Source organism: Allobosea sp. GW822-FHT03F07 (assembly GCF_058801345.1).
This window is the reverse complement of sequence record NZ_JBXAND010000001.1, coordinates 203,850-222,090: the sequence shown is the minus strand read 5'-3', so window position 1 is coordinate 222,090 and position 18,241 is coordinate 203,850. Positions and strand designations below refer to the sequence as shown.

The window sequence follows — 18,241 nt, the reverse complement described above, 5'->3', positions numbered from 1 at the left end:
GGTTGCCTTCTCTCGGGTTGTCACGAGCGCATTCTCGGCCCGCGGGGGCGCAATAATCCAAAATGCGCCCGATTGGTATCGAATTCAGCGCGGCGCGGGTGCGCTTCCAGCGCGCACCGGGCGCGGCTTCGGCTTCGGTGCGGCGATCAGGCCTTCGCGCTGCATTTGCTTGCGGGCGACCTTGCGGGCGCGGCGGATGGCATCCGCCTTCTCACGGACGCGCTTCTCGGACGGCTTCTCATAAGCCGAGCGGCGCTTCATCTCGCGGAAGACACCTTCACGCTGCATCTTCTTCTTCAGGACGCGGAGGGCCTGGTCGACATTGTTGTCGCGAACGAGAACCTGCATGTGTCTCTCCTGCGGTTGGAGGAAGGAAAAAGGGCCGGGCATAGTCCCCGACCCTTCATCGTGCCGCATCTCCGGGGCAGGAAATGGTGGGCGCCGGTACATCCGCGGTCGCCCTGCCTGATCTCACTGCCCGCAGACGCGGCTTTGATTTCACTCGGCGCGGAGCTGGTCGGCCGACATCTTGCCCGAACGCTTGTCCTGCGTCAGCTCATAGGAGATCTTCTGACCTTCCCGAAGGTCGCGCATGCCAGCACGCTCGACGGCGCTGATGTGGACGAACACGTCCTGACCGCCATCATCCGGCTGAATGAAACCGAAACCCTTGGTCGAATTGAACCACTTGACTGTACCGGCGCTCATGACGAACCCTTTCACGGCATTATTGTTGAGGCGCGCGAAGGAGCCCGTGCGCCAGCTTTTCGAATTTTAGCGGGAAGGTCGTCAGCAAGCGCATTCTTATGCGCGCGGCCAAGTCGTTCACGAGGCCACGTCGTTCGGCCTAAATATCGACGTGCCCCATATGGGCGCTCGAAACCACAATGTCAATGCAACTGTCGCGCGAATGCGTGGGCCGCGCGACGGCCAATCGGCGCAGACGCTTTACAATGACGCGCTTTTCGCCAACAGGCAGGCTTCGAGATCGCCAACCCGTCCGGTTCCCTTCCCGTGCAGACGTCCTCGCCCGTGCAGACGCCCTCGCTGAACCAGTTCCGCCGCATCGTCGTCAAGGTCGGCTCCAGTCTGCTCGTCGACCGCGCCCGCGGCCGCCTGCGCCAGGCGTGGCTCGCGGCGCTGGCGGAGGACCTCGCCGAACTGCATCAGCGCGGCGCCGATGTTCTCGTCGTCTCCTCGGGCGCGATCGCGCTCGGCCGCACCGTGCTGGGGCTGCCCTCCGGCCCGCTGCGCCTTGAGGAAAGCCAGGCCGCCGCCGCCGTCGGACAGATCGCTCTGGCGCGGACCTGGGCGGAAGCGCTCGGCCATCACGGGCTGACCGCCGGCCAGATCCTGCTGACGCTGGCCGACACGGAGGAGCGCCGGCGCTATCTCAACGCGCGCGCCACGCTCGGTCGGCTCCTCGACCTGCGCGCGATTCCCGTGATCAACGAGAACGACACGGTCGCGACCAGCGAAATCCGCTATGGCGACAACGACCGGCTCGCCGCCCGCGTCGCCACCATGGCCGGCGCCGACCTGCTGGTGCTGTTCTCCGACATCGACGGCCTCTACACCGCCCCGCCCGCGCGCGACCCGCAGGCGCAACACATTCCGCTCGTCGAAAAGATCACGCCCGAGATCGACGCGATGGCTGGCGGCGCGGCCTCCGAACTCTCGCGCGGCGGCATGCGCACCAAGATCGAGGCCGGCAAGATCGCGGCTGCCGGCGGCACGCATATGCTGATCGCGGACGGACGGCCGAAGAACCCGCTCGGCTCCATTGCCACAGGCGGGCGCTGCACCTGGTTCCTCACCGCCTCGACGCCCGCAACCGCGCGCAAGACCTGGATCGCAGGCTCGCTCGAACCGCGCGGCTCGCTGCATGTCGATGCCGGCGCGGCCCGGGCGCTGCGCGGCGGCGCCAGCCTGCTGCCAGTCGGCGTCAGCCGGATCGAGGGCGAGTTCGCCCGGGGTGACGCCGTGCTGATCCGCGATCCCGAGGGCCGCGTGCTTGGGCGCGGGCTCGTCGCCTACGATGCGAACGAGGCCGCGCTCGTCCTCGGCAAGGCATCCCGCGACATCGAGGCGATCCTGGGCTATCCCGGCCGCGCCGAGATGATCCACCGGGACGACATGGCGCTCGGCGTCGGCTAAGGTTGCACCGCAATGGCGTTTGGCAGGGTGGAAATGACGAGCGAAAGCGCGCTCCGCAAGGTCTCGACCAGCGGCGGCGTTCGTGAGGACGACGCGGCCGCCACGCAGTTGAACGTCGTTACGCAGATGCGTGCGCTGGGCCAACGCGCCCGCGCCGCTGCGCGGCTGATCGCGCTCGCGCCCGAGGCGCAGCGCAACGCGGCACTGCAGGCCATGGCCGCAAGCCTGCGCGACAGCGCGGCTTCGATCCTGGCTGCCAATGCGCAGGACCTCACCGAAGCCCGCGCCATCGGCCAGAATGCAGCCTTCATCGATCGGCTGCTGCTCGACGCCGACCGGCTCGAGGATGTGGCGAGAGCGGTTGCCAGCGTCGCCGATCTGCCCGACCCACTCGGCCGGATCCTCGCCACCTGGACTCAGCCCAACGGCTTGCGCTTCGAGCGCGTCGCAACGCCGCTCGGCGTCATCGCGGTGATCTTCGAGAGCCGCCCGAACGTTACAGCCGATGCCGGTGCGCTCTGCCTGAAGAGCGGCAATGCCGCGATCCTGCGCGCCGGCTCCGACAGCTTCCGCACGGCGACCGAGATTGCCGCAGCCCTGCGCCAGGGGCTGGAGAGCGCCGGCCTGCCGGGCGACGCGATCCAACTCGTCCCGACGCGGGACCGCGCCGCCGTCGGCGAAATTCTGAAAGGCCTCGACGGCAATATCGACGTCGTCGTGCCGCGTGGCGGCAAGAGCCTTGTCGCCCGCGTCCAGAGCGATGCCCGCGTGCCGGTCTTCGCCCATCTCGACGGCAACTGCCATGTCTATGTCCATGCCGGCGCCGATCTCGCCATGGCCCGCGAGATCATCCTCAACGCCAAGCTGCGGCGTACTGGCGTCTGCGGGTCGGCCGAGACCCTGCTGGTCGACCAGGCCTGCGCGGGCACGCATCTGCGCCCGCTCGTCACGGCACTGCTCGACGCCGGCTGCGCCGTGCGCGGGGATGAACAGTCGCAGGCGATCGATGCGCGCGTCACGCCGGCTGGCGAAGAGGACTGGGCGACGGAATATCTCGACCGGATCATCGCCGTGAAGGTCGTGACTGGGCTCGACGAGGCGATCGCCCATGTCGAGCGCCATGGCTCGCATCACACCGACGCGATCGTCACCGCCGACGAGGCCGCCGCCGCTCGCTTCCTGGCGGAGGTCGATTCGGCCATCGTGCTGCACAACGCCTCGACCCAGTTCGCCGATGGCGGCGAATTCGGCTTCGGTGCGGAGATCGGCATCGCCACCGGCCGCATGCATGCGCGCGGGCCAGTCGGCGTCGAACAGCTCTGCTCTTTCAAGTACCGCGTCCACGGCAACGGCCAGACCCGACCGTGACATATGATCCCGCGGCGACGCGCACTCCTCCCGTGACGACGGACCATCTGCGGCTGCCGCCGCATGCCCCCGGGCTGCGGATCGGCCTGTTCGGCGGCACCTTCAACCCGGCCCATGACGGCCACCGCATGGCGAGCCTGACCGCCCTGCGCCGGCTCCAGCTCGACCGCATCTGGTGGCTGGTGACGCCCGGCAATCCGCTCAAGGACAACACCGCCCTGCCCTCACTGGCCGAGCGCGTCCGCTTCAGCCGCAAGCTCGCCGACCATTCGCGCATCCATGTCACCGGCATCGAGGCGATGCTGCGCACTCGCTACACCGCCGATACGCTTCGGGCCCTGAAGCGGCGCTGCCCGGGTGTGAACTTCGTCTGGATCATGGGCTCGGACAATCTCGCCAGTTTCCACCGCTGGAACGAGTGGCGCGCCATCGCCCGGATGATGCCGATCGCCGTGATCGACCGGCCCGGATCGACCCACAGCTCGGTCGCATCGCCTGCCGCCAACTGGCTGTCGCGCTGGCGGATTTCGGAAAGCCAGGGCGCCGCGCTGGCCCGGACGAAGCCGCCGGCCTGGCTCTTCCTGCATGGCCGTCGCTCGGAGCTCTCCTCGACGATGTTGCGCGAACAGGCCGAACGCGATTGAATTTTGGGCTGATCCAGCGTATTTTCGCATCGTCGCGCCATGAGCGCGTCGAACATGTGAGGATACGGAACTGAACCGTTCACCCCTTGGCGAAGCCGAGCCGAAGCCGCTTCCCCATGCCGCTGTGTCGGAGAACCCCTCTGCCGACAGCGTGGCCCTCGCACTGCACGTTCTCGAAGACATGAAAGCCGAAGACGTCACGGTCATCGACCTGGTCGGCAAGACCTCGCTGGCGGATGCGATGATCATTGCGTCCGGCCGGGTGAACCGTCATGTCGCTTCCATCGCCGATGCGTTGATCGAGGCGATCAAGGGCTCCGGCCTGCCGGCGCCCAAGGTCGAGGGCATGCCGGCCTGCGACTGGGTGCTGATCGACACCGGCGACATCATCGTCCACGTCTTCCGCCCGGAAGTGCGCCAGTTCTACAATCTCGAGAAGATGTGGGGCGCCGACAGGCCGAACGAGCGCCTGGTCAGCTGACGACCAGCCGCAAGCCTGGTTGAAGCTGCAAGCCTGGTTGAAGCGGGAAGAATGCGCCTTGCCCTGATCGCCGTCGGCCGCCTCAAGGACGGGCCGGAGCGGGAACTATGCGAGCGTTACCGCGAGCGAGCGGTCACGCTGGGGCGCGGCCTCGGCCTGACCGGGCCCGAGATCATCGAAATCCCCGAAAGCCGCGGGCGCAGGCCTGACGAGCGCAAACGCGACGAAGCCGCCGCGATCACCGCAAGGCTCGCCCCCGGGCTGGTGATCGCGCTCGACGAACGCGGCAAGAGCCAGAGCAGCGACGCCTTCGCCGCCCGTATCGCAGCCGCCCGCGATGCCGGGACAGCATCGGCCAGCCTCGTCATCGGCGGCGCCGATGGCCTCGCCGATGAGATCCGCGCCGCGGCCGGGCTGACGCTGGCATTCGGCGCGCTGACGATCCCGCATCAACTGGTCCGCGTCCTCGTGCTCGAACAGCTCTACCGGACGATGACGATCCTGGCCGGACACCCCTATCATCGCGCATGAGCCCTTTCCGGCATCTGATTCGCAGATCACAAGCCGGCACGACCAGGCACAGCACCGCCCTGCTGATCGCCTTGTCGCTGTCCTGCGCGCCGGCCATCGCACAACCACAGGCCCCGGACCCCGATGCGCTCGCCCGCGAGGCGATGCAGAAGCTGGTCGAGAAGCAGGCGCGCGAGGCCGAACTCAAGGCGATCGAGCAACGACTTGCCGGCAATGCCGAGGCACGTGCGAAACTCGAAGCCGAGATTGCCGCCATCCGCGCCGACCGCGCCGCCCTCAACAAGGCTCTGCTCGACACCACCGCGCGGGCACAGGGCGCCGAGCAGCGCGTCAGCGCGCTCGAACAACGGCTCGCGCTGCTGCAGTCGAGCGAGGCAGCCATCCGCCGCTCGCTTGAAGGCCGGCGCGGGCTCATCGCCGAGGTGCTGGCCGCTCTCCAGCGCATTGGCCGGCGCCCGCCGCCGGCCGTGCTGGTGCGCCCCGAGGATATTCTGGAAGCGGTACGAGCCTCGATGCTGCTCGGCGCCGTAGTGCCCGACCTGCGCCAGGAAATCGAGGTCCTCGGCACCGATCTGGCCGAGCTCGTCCGGCTAAGGGAGGGCATCGGCAACGAACGCAAGGCGATCGCAGCCGAGATGGAGCAACTCGCGAGCGAACGCCAGCGGCTTGCCTCACTGGTCGAAGCCAGGCGTGCCCGCGAAGCGAGCGCGACCAAGGACGCCGAGGCCCAGCGCGGGCAGGATGGCGAGCTGGCAGCCCAGGCCCGCACCCTGCGCGACTTCGTCGAACGCATGGAAAAGGAAATCTCGGTCGCCAACCGCACCGCCGAGCAGGCCCGACAGGCGCTGGAGAACGAGACCCGCGAGCAGCGCCAGCGCATGGCGGCGCTGGCTTTCAAGGATCCCGCCCGGCTCAGCCCGAAGATCGCCTTCGCCGAGGCACGCGGCTTGCTTCCCCTGCCTGCAGCTGGATCACAATTGCGTGGATTCGGCGATTCGGACGGTGCTGGTGGCACCACACGTGGAATTTCTCTGGAGACCCGCCCCGGCGCCCTAGTTTCGGCACCTTCGGACGCTTGGGTGGTTTATGCAGGGCCGTTCCGGTCATTCGGGCAACTCTTGATCCTGAATGCCGGCGGGGGATACTATATGTTGCTAGCCGGCATGCAGCGGATCGACGTCGCGCTGAACCAGTTCGTCCTCGCGGGGGAGCCGGTTGCGGTTATGGGTGAAACGTCGGAAGCTGCTGCGACGATCGTAGGTTCGGGAGCCGGACAGCCGGTTCTCTATATCGAGTTCAGAAAAGACGGTGTTTCGGTCGACCCGGCGCCGTGGTGGACGAAACCGCTTGGCGAAAAGGTTCGCGGATGATGCGCAAGGTTTCTCTCGTTTTCGCCGGAGCCGTCCTCGGCGCGGGGCTGACCGGACTGGTCACGCAGACGCGCCTGCTGACCTCGACCAGCGCGGTCGCGGCCTCGGCGGAGGTCTATCGCAGCCTGAACCTCTTCGGTGACATCTTCGAGAAGATCCGCACCGACTATGTCGAAAAGCCGGACGAGCAGAAGCTGATCGAGGCCGCGATCAACGGCATGGTCTCCTCGCTCGATCCGCACTCGTCCTATCTCGACGCCAAGTCCTTCCGCGACATGGACACCGACATGCGCGGCCAGTTCGGCGGCCTCGGCATCGAGGTGACGATGGACGACGGCGTGCTCAAGGTCGCCAAGCCGATCCGCGACACGCCAGCCTTCAAGGCCGGCATCCTCGCCAACGACATCATCAGCCAGATCGACGGCCAGGAGGTGAAGGGCCTCTCCCTGACCCAGGCGGTCGAGAAGATGCGCGGCATCATCAACACCCAGGTCAAGCTCAAGGTCGAGCGTCCAGGCAAGACCGAGCCCCTCGAATTCACCCTGACGCGTACGACCATCGTGGTTCCGGCCGTCGAGGAGCGTGTCGAAGGCGACATCGGCTATATCCGCATCGGCACCTTCAGCGAACAGACCTATGAGGGCCTGCGCAAAGCCATCGACAAGGTCAACGCCGATATCGGCGCCGACAAGATCAAGGGCTACGTCATCGACCTCCGCAACAACCGCGGCGGGCGTCTCGACCAGTCCGTGCTGGTCTCCGACGCCTTCCTCGAACGCGGCAAGATCGTCTCGACGCGCGGCCGCAACGCCGAGGAGACCCAGGTCTTCAACGCCAAGACGGGAGACCTGACCAAGGGCAAGCCGGTCGTCGTGCTGATCAACGGCTCGTCCGCCTCGGCCGCCGAGATCGTCGCCGGCGCCCTGCAGGACCACAAGCGCGCGACCGTGATGGGCACGCGCTCCTTCGGCAAGGGCTCGGTCCAGACCGTGATCCCGCTCGCCGGCAATGGCGGCCTGCGCCTGACGACGGCGCGCTACTACACCCCGTCTGGCACCTCGATCCAGGCCAAGGGCATCACCCCGGACATCGAAGTCGTCCAGGAGATTCCGGCCGAGCTCAAGGACAAGCTTGCCGAGAACAAGGGCGAGGCTTCGCTGAAGGGGCATCTGAAGTCGGGCGACGGCAAGGATGAGCAGTCCGGCTCGGCTTCCTACGTCCCCAACGACCCGACCAAGGACACCCAGCTGATCGCGGCGCTGAACCAGATTCGCGGTGCCAAGAAGGATGCTGCGGCTCCGGCGGCTTCGCCCTCGGCCGAGGCGCCCAAACCGAACTGATAGCAGGCAGAATACATCCCGCCCGGCTTGCCCCGTCCGACGGACGGCCCGAGTGCGACGACCAGGCTTAACCTGGAAAAGTCGGGAAACGCTTTCTCGAGAAGGCAAAAGCCACAAGGCGGGCGGGAGGCTGTCTGATTCGATCGGAATCTGACAGACTCGCGCCTTGCGGGCGACTGATTCGGACCCGCTTCGCAAGCTTGAGGACGGCTTCGCTTGGCCGGAACGCCGCTCACTGAGCTCAATCGGCCACTTGGCCAGGACCGCACCAGGCCCCACGGCAGGCCATGGGGGCGCTGGCTGGCGTTCGCCTGCGTTGGCGCGATCGGCTTGGCTTGGGCGTCGGTCATCCTGATCATCGCCATCCGGCGCGATCCTGATGGCGGCGAGCCGATGGCGACCGCCCTGATCGAGAAGCGCACCGCCCCGGCACAGGCTCCCGTCACCGCCCAGCCCGAGTCGACGCCCGTCGCCCGCGCGCAATCGAGCGCCCGGCAACTCGAAAGCGAATCCGGCGTGACCGTCGTGCGTCCAGGCTCCGACGCACCCGGCGCCATCGTCATCACCATCCCCGACAGCCCGACGACGGTGAAGCTTGCAACGGCGCCGGACAGCCGTCTGGTCGAGCGCACGCGCCATGGCCTGCTGCCGAAGATCGGGCCAGATGGTGCGACGCCGGCGCAGGTCTATGCCCGCCCGCCCGGCCCGCCGCCGGCGGGCAGGGTCGCCGGGCGCATCGCTATCCTGGTCGGCGGTCTCGGCATCAGCCAGAGCGGCACGGCGGACGCTATCAGCAAGTTGCCCGGCGCCGTATCGTTCGCCTTCGCGCCCTATGGCTCGGAGCTGGAGCGCACCGTCCAGCGCGCGCGCGGCGAAGGCCATGAAGTCTTCCTCCAGCTCCCGATGGAGCCTTTCGACTATCCCGACAACGATCCCGGCCCCCACACCCTGCTGACCGGCCCGAAATCGGCCGACAATGTCGACCGGCTGCACTGGGTGCTCGGCCGTTTCACCGGCTATGTCGGCATCGTCAATTTCCTCGGCGGACGGCTGACTTCGGACGACGCCGCCCTCTCCCCGATCCTGCGCGAGCTCGCCGGGCGCGGGCTGATGGTGATCGACGACGGCTCGTCCGCGCGCAGCTTGCTCGCCTCTTCCGCCATTCGCGCCCAGATCCCGGCGCTGAAGGTCGATCGCGTCATCGACACGGTCGCGCGCGCCGATGCGATCGACAAGGAATTGGCCGCTCTGGAGGCAATGGCGCGCGACCAGGGTCTCGCCGTCGCCAGCGCTAGCGCCCTGCCCGTCACGATCGAGCGCATCACGCGCTGGGCGCAATCGCTGGAAGGCAAGGACCTCGTGATCGTGCCTATCAGCGCAGCGCGAGGCCTGCGCAGCCCGAAGACGACCGGATCGCTGAGATGATGCAGAAGCCGCCGGAAGGCTATCGCCCTTGTGTGGGTCTCGCGCTGTTCAATGCGCAGGGCTTCGTCTTCGTCGGCCGGCGCGCCAACAGGTCGCTCCGGGAACATGTCGCCGAAGGCCATGAATGGCAGATGCCGCAAGGCGGCATCGACAAGGGCGAGACGCCCCTGCAAGCCGCGACACGAGAACTGCAGGAAGAGACCAACGTCACCTCCGTCGCCCTGCTGGCCGAGGCGCCTGGCTGGCTCGCCTATGACCTGCCCGCCGACATCGGCAAGGAGGCCTGGAAGGGCCGTTGGCGCGGCCAGGCGCAGAAATGGTTCGCCTTCCGCCTGACCGGACCCGACAGCGAGATCGACATCGCAAGTCCAGCCGGAGGCCACAAGGCCGAGTTCGACGCCTGGCGCTGGGAACGGCTCGACAGGACGCCCGAACTCATCATCCCATTCAAGCAGGGCGTCTATCGCGAGGTCGCGGCGCTGTTCGCCCCCTTCGCTGCCGGCTGACGGCTCGGTGCGCCCCGAAGGAAAACGACATGCGGTTTGACAGCGATCTCGGGCCTGTCTCCCCGTCCCTGCGCGAGCGCCTCGCGCCCGGCGGCATCCTGCGCGCCGGCATCAACCTCTCGAACTTCCTGCTCGTCTCGGCCCGGACCGAGGATGGCGACCCGGCCGGCGTCTCGCCCGACATCGCGCGCGCCATCGCCGACACGCTCGGCGTCGCGCTGCGCTACGTGCCCTACGCCTCCCCGGCCCTGCTCGCCGATGCGGCGATGCGCGATGAATGGGACATCGGCCTGATCGGCGCCGAACCCCAGCGTGCCGAGACCATCGCCTTCACGCCGGCCTATGCCGAGATCGAGGCGACCTATCTGGTGCCAGCAGGCTCCAGGCTGACCAGCATCGGCGAGGTCGATGCGCGCGGCGTGCGGATCGCCGTCACCGGCAAGACCGCCTACGGCCTCTGGCTCGACCGCAACATCCACCGGGCCGAACTCGTCCGCACCGGCACGATGGACGAAACGCTGGCCGATTTCCGCGACCGCAAGCTCGAGGCGCTCGCCGGCCTGCGCGCCAGGCTGACCTCGGATCTCGCCGGGCTGCCAGGCGCGCGCATCCTCGACGGCCGTTTCATGGCCGTGCGGCAGGCGATCGGCGTTCCCCGCAGCGGCGATGGTAACGAAGCTGCCATCGCCTGGCTCACCCGCTTCGTCGAACACGCAAAGGCCTCGGGCCTCATTGCCGAACTGATCCGCAAACATGGCGTCCATGACCTGAGCGTCGCCGAGGGCTGAGCGGGGTTGATTCCCGTCGCCTCGCGGCCCACCCTTCGAGCCGCCCTTCCGGAACCGGCCTTCCGCCTCGCGGGTTGCCGCAGCGGCCGCGTTGCCGACCCAGTGACACGAACAGGAGTTTCAGCGTGCAGGACGAGATTTGGGCGCAGCTTGCCGATCATCGCGAGGCCACGCGCGAACGTCAGCTGCGCAGCCTCTTCGCCGAGGATGCCGCCCGTTTCAACAGCTTCTCCGCCCGCCTCGACGACCTGCTGCTCGACTATTCGAAAACCGCCGTCACTTCCGAGACGATGGGCCTGCTGTTGAAGCTGGCGCAGGCCGCCGATGTCGCCGGCAAGCGCAACGCCATGTTTGCGGGAGAAGCGATCAACACCACCGAGAAGCGCGCCGTACTCCACACCGCGCTGCGCGCGCCGGCAGGCAGCCGCGTCATGGCCGACGGCGCCGATGTGATGCCTGAGGTCCATGCGACGCTGGACCGGCTCGCGACCTTCGCCGAGGGCGTGCGCAGCGGCGCGATCGCCTCTTCCGACGGCAAGCCCTTCACCGACGTCGTCAATATCGGCATCGGCGGATCTGATCTCGGCCCGGTCATGGTGACGCTGGCGCTCGCGCCCTATCACGACGGACCGCGCCTGCACTACATCTCCAATGTCGACGGCGCCCATATCGCCGACACGCTGGCCAAGCTCGATCCCGCCCGCACGCTGGTGATCGTCGCCTCCAAGACCTTCACCACCATCGAGACCATGACCAATGCCGCGACCGCGCGGCGCTGGATCGCCAGCGCGCTCGGCGAGAAGGCCGTCGGCGCCCATTTCGCGGCGGTCTCGACCGCGCTCGACAAGGTCGGCGCCTTCGGCATCGCGGCCGACCGCATCTTCGGCTTCTGGGACTGGGTCGGTGGGCGCTACTCTGTCTGGTCGGCGATCGGCCTGCCGGTGATGATCGCGATCGGGTCGGAGAATTTCCGCCAGTTCCTCGCCGGCGCCCATGCTCTGGACGAGCATTTCCGCAACGCTCCGATGGACCGCAACCTGCCGGTCCTGCTCGGCCTCGTTGGCATCTGGCATCGCGATCTCTGCGGCTATCCGGCCCGCGCCATCCTGCCCTACGACCAGCGCCTGCTGCGCCTGCCGGCCTATCTCCAGCAGCTCGACATGGAATCGAACGGCAAGCGCGTCCGCAGGGACGGCTCGCCCGTCACGAGGCCGACCGGCCCGCTGGTCTGGGGCGAGCCCGGCACCAACGGCCAGCACGCCTTCTACCAGCTCATCCACCAGGGCACGGATACGATCCCTTGCGAGTTCATGGTCGCGGCCGAGAGCCATGAGCCGGAATTGGCCCAGCATCACCGCCTGCTGCTCGCCAATTGCCTGGCGCAGAGCGAGGCCCTGATGAAGGGCCGCACGCTCGAGGAGGCCCGCGAGAACCTCGCGAAGCAGGGCCTGGCACCTGATGCCATCGATGCGCTCGCCCCGCACAAGGTCTTCCCCGGCAATCGCCCCTCTGTGACGATCGCCTATCGCAAGCTCGACCCGTTCACGCTCGGCCGCCTCGTCGCGCTCTATGAGCATCGCGTCTTCGTCGAGGCGGCGATCTGGGGCATCAACGCCTTCGACCAATGGGGCGTCGAGCTCGGCAAGGAGTTGGCGACGGCCCTGCTCCCGGTGATCGAGGGCAAGGCGCCCGCGGACGCCCATGATTCCTCGACGGCCGGCCTCGCGCGCTACCTGACCGCCACCAGCTGAGCGGAGGCCGGTTCAGCCGCAGCCTCGTCATCGGCTTCGGCCAGACGCAGGGTCCGGCAGGCGCCGATGCCCTGCGGCGGCCGGTGCGCGATCAGGACGAAGGTCGCCCGCGGCATCGCTTTGCGCAGCCCGAACAGGATCTCGCTTTCAGCGGCCTCGTCGAGCGCGGAGGTCGCCTCGTCGAGCACGATCCAGGCCGGCCTGTGCAGATGCAGCCGCGCCAGCGCGAGCCTCTGCCGCTCGCCGCCCGACAGGCCGTGGCGCACGCGCTGCCACTCGGGCTCATCGGCCGTCCAGAGCTGCGCCAGACCGACCGCTTCCAGTGCCCGCTTGCAGTCCGCCTCGCTGAACGCCGCGGGCAGAGCGGGATAGGCCAGCGCCGCCGCCATGCTGCCTAGCGGCAGATAGACCTGCTGTGACGCGAAGCTGATCGAAGCGGCCGGGCGCTCGATCGAACCCTCGCCATGGCGCCAGAGGCCGGCCAGCGCCTTGACCAGCGTGCTCTTGCCGAAACCCGACGGCGCCGTGATCCAGCAAGTCTCCCCCGGCTTCAGCTCCAGCTCGGGCAACGGTGCGAGTACCCGCCCGTCCGGCGTCGCCAGCGTCAGACCGTTGGTCCGGAAGCGCTCCCCCTCCGAGATCTCGGGCCCGAAGGTTCCGTCCGCCCGACTCGCCGCTTCCGCGGCGGCGAGGAAATGGCTGAGCCGGCTCGCCGTCGCGGCGAGTTGCGCCAGGTCCTTATAGGAGAAGATGAACCAGGACAGCGTCGTCACGACGTTCTGGAAGGCCGAGCGCAGTTGCATAAGCCCGCCGAAGGTAACGCGCCCGGCGAGATAGGCCGGCAAAGCCAGGAAGATCGGGATCGTCAGCACGGTCTGGAAATAGGGCCGCGAGAAGAAGCCGAGGATCAGCTCGCGATTGGCCAGCGCCCGCCAATTGCCGGCCAGCGCTGCGAAGCGTCGCGACAATTGGCTGCGCTCGGCCGCCTCGCCGCCGGCCAACGCCACGGGCTCGACATTCTCGCGCAGCCGCGTCAGCGCGAAGCGGAAATCGGCCTCGCGCCGCTGCTGCTCGAAATCGAGCTTCTTGAGCGGCGCGCCCAGCCCATGCGTGACGAAGGTCGCGATCGCGACATAGATCGGCGCGGCCCAGACCATATAGTGGGGGATCTCGATGTCGAAGCCTGCAAAGGTGAAGGTAAGCGCGAAGGTCGAGAGCGACCAAAGGATTGTGACATAGGAGATAAGGCCGACGATGCGGGTGATCAGGTCGAGCGCCTCGTCGGTGAGCTTGTCGACGAAGATGCGGCAATCCTCGGCGATGCGCTGGTCGGGATTCTCAAGCCCGGCCTCGGTGCGGTCGCGCAGATGCCAATAGGCCTTGCCCGAGAGCCAGCGTTCGAGCGCAGCCTCGGTCAGTGAATGCCGCCAACGGATCTGCAGCATCCGGCGCAGATAGGCCGAGGCCAGATGCAGCGCGACCGAGATCGCTGTCAGGCCGAAATAGACCCGGATCTGCTGCAGCACGGCGGGCACGTCGAGCTTCTGGATCGCGTTGTAGAAATCGGCGTTCCAGGTGATCAGCAGGACACTGATCCGCACGCCGATCAGGCCGAGCCCGACGATCACGAGGAACTGGAACACGCCCAGCAGACCCCCCGGCCCCTGGATGCACAGCCTCGCCAGCCGGGCGATATGGCGCAGCACCGCCATCATGCCGGCCGAGGCCGTTCGCGCCGCGGCGATGGCGGATCCGGCGTGTCGAGCCGGAAGATCGCCTCCGCGATACCCGCCAGCGTCGCCAGCTCATGATCGTCTTGCTCAGTCGGCAGCAGCACCGCGACATCGTCGATGCCGAGATCGCGAAGCTGATAGGGCGTGCCATGGCCATATTCGAGATGGCCGCGTCCGATGATGCCGATGACGAGGTCGTCAGGCGCCTTCGCGAGATGGTCGGCGATGCCGCAGGCAAAGGCGCGATCCCAGGTCTGCTGGGCGCGCAGGAAGCGGTCGCTCACAGGCGACGCGGCGTCGGCCGGCCGTTCGGCCCCACTGAGACTCCCCGTCAATCGCTCCAGATAGGCGCGATAGGCATCCGTAGCCGGAGCGGCCGGCGTCACGCGGTCGCGCTCCCCGACCGGGATCGCATCCCATCCGAGCAGGCCGACGCGGGTCACGAGCGGGCGATGGCAGTTGAGCGCCAGCATCTTCACGCGCTGCTGCCGGCAGAAGTGGAACAGCGGCAGATAGAGCTCCGGATCGAAGCCCCAGACTTGGCGCCACTCGGAGCGTTCGAGGAAGGTTGCGGTGTCCAGCTCGCCATCGACCCAGGCATCGAGCACGCCCTGGACCCGGCGCGGGAACATCTCGAAGCCCACCGCCATGCCCGGCCGCAGCATGTGCAGGAAGGCCGTGACATGCAGCTGCCAGCGATGGATCTCGGCGATGTCATGGCTCTCGCCGAGCAGAACCACGCGCTTGCGAGCCATCTCCTGCATCAGTTCGCCTTGCGCCAGCACCGCCCCCGTGCCGGGGCACAGCCAGCTCGCGCGCGGATGCGGGATGACGCCGGCGCCTTGCCCCGCCTCAGCCACGGGTCGCGCCGTCCTTTACGCCCGGCACGCCCGCGAAGGCCGCAGCCGGGCCGCGCAGCACCAGCCCGCTGTCCTGGCCCTCGGCATCCTGCGCATGGAGTGCGAGATCGCCATCCGCCACCTCGCGACGCCAGCCCGCGACCGCGCCGACCTTGAGGTGCAGATGGAAATCGCCCTGCATCACATTGACGAAGCCCATCGAGGGCTTCGGCTCGGGCAGAGCGCCGGCCCAGTGCTGGAACAGCCCCGGACGATGCAGGTCGATCGCGACGGGCTGGCCGTTGGCGAGGATCGCGGCGAAGGTCGCGGCTCCGAGATCGTCCTCGGGCACGTCCTGCGCCGCTCCACCGGTGGGGGCATCACGCGTCAAGGGCTCGAGCCGGACGCCGGCGCCGAGCGGTGCCAGCGCCTTGTCGAAGGGCTCCAGCCCCTCAAGGCCGATCAGGCTGAACACCGTCTCGCCCACGGCATCCTGGCATTCGAGCTTGGGTAAGACCTTGTCGCGCATCTTGCCCGAGCGATCGGCGATAACGCGGATCACTACCGACAGGTCGATGACGCTGTCGTGGAATTCGCCGGACAGGCTGGCCTTGCCGTCTTTGACGGTGACGCTACCGACCGCGCCCATACGCTCATGGATGGCGCCGTTGAAGCGGGTGCTCAGCATCACCCGACCCATGGCGGGAAGCAGCGAAAAAATCTCGGCGGGCGTTTGCGCAAGCGCTTCGCGCGGATGGGTGGACTCGGTCATGGTCAGGTTCCTGGCTAAGGGGAATGCGACGCTCCAGGGTCTCGGCCGGAGCGTCGCGGAACGGCCACGCCATGCTCGGCGCGGCCGCTCGATCGGAATGGTTTTCGTTTCAGAACTCGACAGAAGCTGCGAGCTTGAAGGTGCGGCCCGGCGCCGTCTGCAGTTCGAGTGGGTTGGAGGCCTGGACGTCGATCGTCGCCGTCTTCGAATAGCTCGTGCCGCCGACGAGATTGGCGAAATACCGCTTGTCGAAGATGTTCTCGATGCCACCGCGCACAGTGACGAAGGAGGTCGGCTTCCAGTTCAGATAGGTGTCGAACACCGTGTATCCGCCCTGCTTGAACACGGTCGACGAGCTGGCGCGGTTGGCCCCGCCCGCGAAGGTGCCGATCACCTCGGCCTCCAGCCCGTATTCGGGCATCAGATACTTCAGCGCGGTAACCGCCTTGAAGGGATTGACGTCGAAGGGCGTCTGCCCCGAACCGGCCGAAACCCGCTGGTCCGCATATTGGTAGCTGAGCGAGACATTGGCGAGCCAGCGCTCGTTGATGCGATATTCGGCAGACGCCTCGACACCGGAGATCTTCACCTGCGAGACGTTGCGATAGGTGTAATCGTTGGTTCCGGGGATTTGGTACAGCGACTGGATGAAATCCTTGTAGCGCGCATGGAAGACACCGACCGAGAACCAGCCATCGGCGAACTTGCCGCGCACGCCGGCCTCGTAGGAGCGGACGGATTCCGGCTTCAGGTCCGGATTCGGGATCAGCGTGAAAGTCGTTGACGGCAGCGAGGTGTAGAGCTGCTCGGCGGTGGGCATCTTGAAGCCCTCGGCGTAGCGCGCATAGAGCGAAAAGGTCTCGTCGAGCTTGAAGATGGTTCCGACCTGCGGAATGAACTTCTGCGAATCGATCTCGCGCGGCGCCTTGCCCGGCACGACGACATAGCCGGGTCCCATGCGCGGATCGACGTTATAGGTCGCGTAGCGGATGCCGGGCGTGATGGTCCATCGGCCCGAGAGCAGCTCGATCTCGTCCTGAAGATAGACGTCGGCCCGCGTCGTCGTGGCGTTCGCGAAATTGAAGCCGCCGGCGATCGTCGTGGTGGTGGCGCCGGTCGCGAGGTTCCTGACGTCGTCCCGGCGCTCATAATTGGTCCTGGTGATGTCGCCCTGGAAGCCGTAGGTCAGGCGGTGGAAGCTCGGGCCCAGCCCAAAGCTCGACTTCGCCTGGATGTCGAGCTGCGAGAACTGTTCGGAATAGTCGTGCAGGCCGCGCGTGTAGCGCTGCTGGCCGTTGGCGAGCGTCTGGTAGTTGTTGGTGACGAAGGTGCGCTCCTGCGGCGAGAACGACGCCTGCCAGCGCAGCGAATCGAGGAAGCTCAGCCCCGCCTGCCATTCATGTTCCAGCGCGATGCGCTTGCGGTTCTTGACCTGGTTGCGGATGTTCGGCCCGTTGCGGATGCCCGAACTCACGACGTTGTAGTTGTAGAGCTGGTTCACCGTCGAATCGCTGTCGTAGTATTCGCCGGTCAGCTTGAAGGTGTGGCCGGCCGTCGGCTTGAAGACGAGCTTGCCGAAAGCGTTCCAGACGGAGACGTCGAGCGGATTCAACCGATCGCAAGGCAGGAATCGCGAGGTCGGCACCGGGCAGCCCCAGCGCCCGCCATCCGCACGCGCCTTGGTGAGCCTCGCCTCTTCGCCGCTCTTGTGGCTGACCCCGAAAATGCCCTCCAGCATCGGCGAGAACTGGAACGCCGCGATGCCCGTCTTCACGAAAGAGCGGTCGAGGCTGTCATAGCCGCTGTTGAGCCGCACGGCGTAAGGCTTGTCCTTGCCCTTCAGCAGGTCTTCGGGATCGAGCGTGCGATAGGCCACGATGCCGCCCAGCGCATCCGCTCCCCACAGCACCGAGCCCGGACCGCGCACGATCTCGACGCTCTTCAGGAAGGGCAGATCGACGAAATCGCGGTTGCCGTCGGTGACGCGTTCGATGACGCGCGAACCGTCGACCTGCATCTGCACGCGGTTGCCGCCGACGCCGCGGATGGTGAAGCCGCCATAATTGCCGAACGGATCGACCCCGCTGGTCTGGCGGTTGACGCTGACGCCCGGCTGATAGCGGACCAGATCCTGCGTATCGCGGGTGATGCGTTCGTCCAGCTCCTGCCTGGTGATCACATTGACCGTGCCGGGCACGTCGAGCACCTGCTTCTCGCCGCGCGTCGCCGTCACCGTGATCTGATCCAGCGAAATCGTCCCGGACCGATCCGCCTCGGTAACCGCCTGCGCATAGCCGAGCGCAGGATAACAAGTCGAAATCAGAAAAACCGTTGCCCGAAGTAGATTTGAATTATTCGTCATTTCAATATCCCGGCCTCATTCGGAACTGTTTATGACGATCGCCAAATGATTCACAATCAAAATATTGACACAAAATCCATATGTATTTGATCAAATTCTAGATTTATCAATTCTATTATTACTCCAATGCCATGCAAGATTAATTCTGTTTCAAATTGCATCTGAAGCAGACTG

General features: G+C 66.9%; 17 protein-coding genes. 11 read left to right on the top strand and 6 right to left on the bottom strand.

What is annotated here, in order from left to right:
* Nucleotides 1–84 precede the first annotated feature (84 nt).
* Together rpsU and AC1RMY_RS01105 are read right to left on the bottom strand one after the other, a co-directional pair.
* Nucleotides 85–348, bottom strand: coding sequence for a 30S ribosomal protein S21 (rpsU, locus tag AC1RMY_RS01110; protein ID WP_066723523.1), 264 nt, complete (start codon nt 346–348; stop codon nt 85–87).
* Between the two features lie 150 nt (nt 349–498).
* A complete protein-coding gene (locus tag AC1RMY_RS01105; RefSeq protein ID WP_054143126.1) occupies nt 499–708 on the bottom strand; it encodes a cold-shock protein in 210 nt (69 codons plus the stop codon).
* Between the two features lie 306 nt (nt 709–1,014).
* Here AC1RMY_RS01105 and proB point away from each other — a divergent pair, with 306 nt between their 5' ends.
* From proB to pgi, 11 genes are all read left to right on the top strand, one after another.
* Nucleotides 1,015–2,157 carry a glutamate 5-kinase gene (gene proB, locus AC1RMY_RS01100; RefSeq protein ID WP_492862093.1) on the top strand — a complete coding sequence of 381 codons (1,143 nt, stop codon included), beginning with the start codon at nt 1,015–1,017 and terminating at the stop codon, nt 2,155–2,157.
* Between the two features lie 126 nt (nt 2,158–2,283).
* Nucleotides 2,284–3,525 (top strand): glutamate-5-semialdehyde dehydrogenase, encoded by a 1,242-nt coding sequence (locus tag AC1RMY_RS01095; protein ID WP_492863537.1) that lies wholly within the window; start codon nt 2,284–2,286, stop codon nt 3,523–3,525.
* On the top strand, nt 3,522–4,169 hold the full coding sequence (locus AC1RMY_RS01090; RefSeq protein ID WP_492862092.1) for a nicotinate-nucleotide adenylyltransferase: 648 nt from the start codon (nt 3,522–3,524) through the stop codon (nt 4,167–4,169). The genes AC1RMY_RS01095 and AC1RMY_RS01090 overlap by 4 nt, the downstream gene beginning before the upstream one ends.
* A 124-nt stretch (nt 4,170–4,293) precedes the next feature.
* Entirely contained in the window at nt 4,294–4,650 is a 357-nt protein-coding gene (gene rsfS, locus AC1RMY_RS01085; protein ID WP_492862091.1) for a ribosome silencing factor, read from the top strand.
* A 51-nt stretch (nt 4,651–4,701) separates the two neighbouring features.
* Nucleotides 4,702–5,181, top strand: coding sequence for a 23S rRNA (pseudouridine(1915)-N(3))-methyltransferase RlmH (gene rlmH, locus AC1RMY_RS01080; RefSeq protein WP_492862090.1), 480 nt, complete (start codon nt 4,702–4,704; stop codon nt 5,179–5,181).
* On the top strand, nt 5,178–6,551 hold the full coding sequence (locus AC1RMY_RS01075; RefSeq protein WP_492862089.1) for a murein hydrolase activator EnvC family protein: 1,374 nt from the start codon (nt 5,178–5,180) through the stop codon (nt 6,549–6,551). Before rlmH ends, AC1RMY_RS01075 begins: the two co-directional genes overlap by 4 nt.
* Nucleotides 6,551–7,891: a S41 family peptidase gene (locus AC1RMY_RS01070; protein WP_492862088.1), complete on the top strand. Its 1,341-nt coding sequence runs from the start codon at nt 6,551–6,553 to the stop codon at nt 7,889–7,891. Before AC1RMY_RS01075 ends, AC1RMY_RS01070 begins: the two co-directional genes overlap by 1 nt.
* Nucleotides 7,892–8,221: 330 nt before the next feature.
* A complete protein-coding gene (locus AC1RMY_RS01065; protein WP_492862087.1) occupies nt 8,222–9,316 on the top strand; it encodes a divergent polysaccharide deacetylase family protein in 1,095 nt (364 codons plus the stop codon).
* A complete protein-coding gene (locus tag AC1RMY_RS01060; RefSeq protein WP_492862086.1) occupies nt 9,313–9,822 on the top strand; it encodes an RNA pyrophosphohydrolase in 510 nt (169 codons plus the stop codon). The genes AC1RMY_RS01065 and AC1RMY_RS01060 overlap by 4 nt, the downstream gene beginning before the upstream one ends.
* Nucleotides 9,823–9,851: 29 nt before the next feature.
* Entirely contained in the window at nt 9,852–10,610 is a 759-nt protein-coding gene (locus tag AC1RMY_RS01055; RefSeq protein ID WP_492862085.1) for a transporter substrate-binding domain-containing protein, read from the top strand.
* A 125-nt stretch (nt 10,611–10,735) separates the two neighbouring features.
* Nucleotides 10,736–12,361 carry a glucose-6-phosphate isomerase gene (pgi, locus tag AC1RMY_RS01050; protein WP_492862084.1) on the top strand — a complete coding sequence of 542 codons (1,626 nt, stop codon included), beginning with the start codon at nt 10,736–10,738 and terminating at the stop codon, nt 12,359–12,361.
* On the opposite strand, the gene AC1RMY_RS01045 is transcribed toward pgi, so the two are convergent.
* The 4 genes from AC1RMY_RS01045 to AC1RMY_RS01030 all read right to left on the bottom strand — a co-directional run bounded on the left by AC1RMY_RS01045 (nt 12,340) and on the right by AC1RMY_RS01030 (nt 18,067).
* The gene (locus AC1RMY_RS01045; protein WP_492862083.1) at nt 12,340–14,067 is read right to left on the bottom strand and encodes an ABC transporter ATP-binding protein/permease; all 1,728 of its coding nucleotides are present in this window, start codon (nt 14,065–14,067) and stop codon (nt 12,340–12,342) included. The two genes, pgi and AC1RMY_RS01045, sit on opposite strands and share 22 nt — an antisense overlap.
* Before the next feature lie 5 nt (nt 14,068–14,072).
* Nucleotides 14,073–14,954: a ChaN family lipoprotein gene (locus AC1RMY_RS01040; RefSeq protein WP_492862082.1), complete on the bottom strand. Its 882-nt coding sequence runs from the start codon at nt 14,952–14,954 to the stop codon at nt 14,073–14,075.
* Entirely contained in the window at nt 14,947–15,705 is a 759-nt protein-coding gene (locus AC1RMY_RS01035; RefSeq protein WP_492862081.1) for a hypothetical protein, read from the bottom strand. Before AC1RMY_RS01035 ends, AC1RMY_RS01040 begins: the two co-directional genes overlap by 8 nt.
* Nucleotides 15,706–15,814: 109 nt before the next feature.
* Nucleotides 15,815–18,067 (bottom strand): TonB-dependent hemoglobin/transferrin/lactoferrin family receptor, encoded by a 2,253-nt coding sequence (locus AC1RMY_RS01030; RefSeq protein ID WP_492862080.1) that lies wholly within the window; start codon nt 18,065–18,067, stop codon nt 15,815–15,817.
* Nucleotides 18,068–18,241 lie beyond the last annotated feature (174 nt).

Bases quoted from the DNA above. Each gene is read 5' to 3' on its own strand.
- AC1RMY_RS01075 (WP_492862089.1), top strand. From the start codon at position 5,178: ATGAGCCCTTTCCGGCATCTGATTCGCAGATCACAAGCCGGCACGACC.
- AC1RMY_RS01060 (WP_492862086.1), top strand. From the start codon at position 9,313: ATGATGCAGAAGCCGCCGGAAGGCTATCGCCCTTGTGTGGGTCTCGCG.
- AC1RMY_RS01030 (WP_492862080.1), bottom strand. From the start codon at position 18,067: ATGACGAATAATTCAAATCTACTTCGGGCAACGGTTTTTCTGATTTCG.
- rpsU (WP_066723523.1), bottom strand. From the start codon at position 348: ATGCAGGTTCTCGTTCGCGACAACAATGTCGACCAGGCCCTCCGCGTC.
- AC1RMY_RS01035 (WP_492862081.1), bottom strand. From the start codon at position 15,705: ATGACCGAGTCCACCCATCCGCGCGAAGCGCTTGCGCAAACGCCCGCC.
- AC1RMY_RS01070 (WP_492862088.1), top strand. From the start codon at position 6,551: ATGCGCAAGGTTTCTCTCGTTTTCGCCGGAGCCGTCCTCGGCGCGGGG.
- rlmH (WP_492862090.1), top strand. From the start codon at position 4,702: ATGCGCCTTGCCCTGATCGCCGTCGGCCGCCTCAAGGACGGGCCGGAG.
- AC1RMY_RS01095 (WP_492863537.1), top strand. From the start codon at position 2,284: ATGCGTGCGCTGGGCCAACGCGCCCGCGCCGCTGCGCGGCTGATCGCG.
- AC1RMY_RS01055 (WP_492862085.1), top strand. From the start codon at position 9,852: ATGCGGTTTGACAGCGATCTCGGGCCTGTCTCCCCGTCCCTGCGCGAG.
- AC1RMY_RS01105 (WP_054143126.1), bottom strand. From the start codon at position 708: ATGAGCGCCGGTACAGTCAAGTGGTTCAATTCGACCAAGGGTTTCGGT.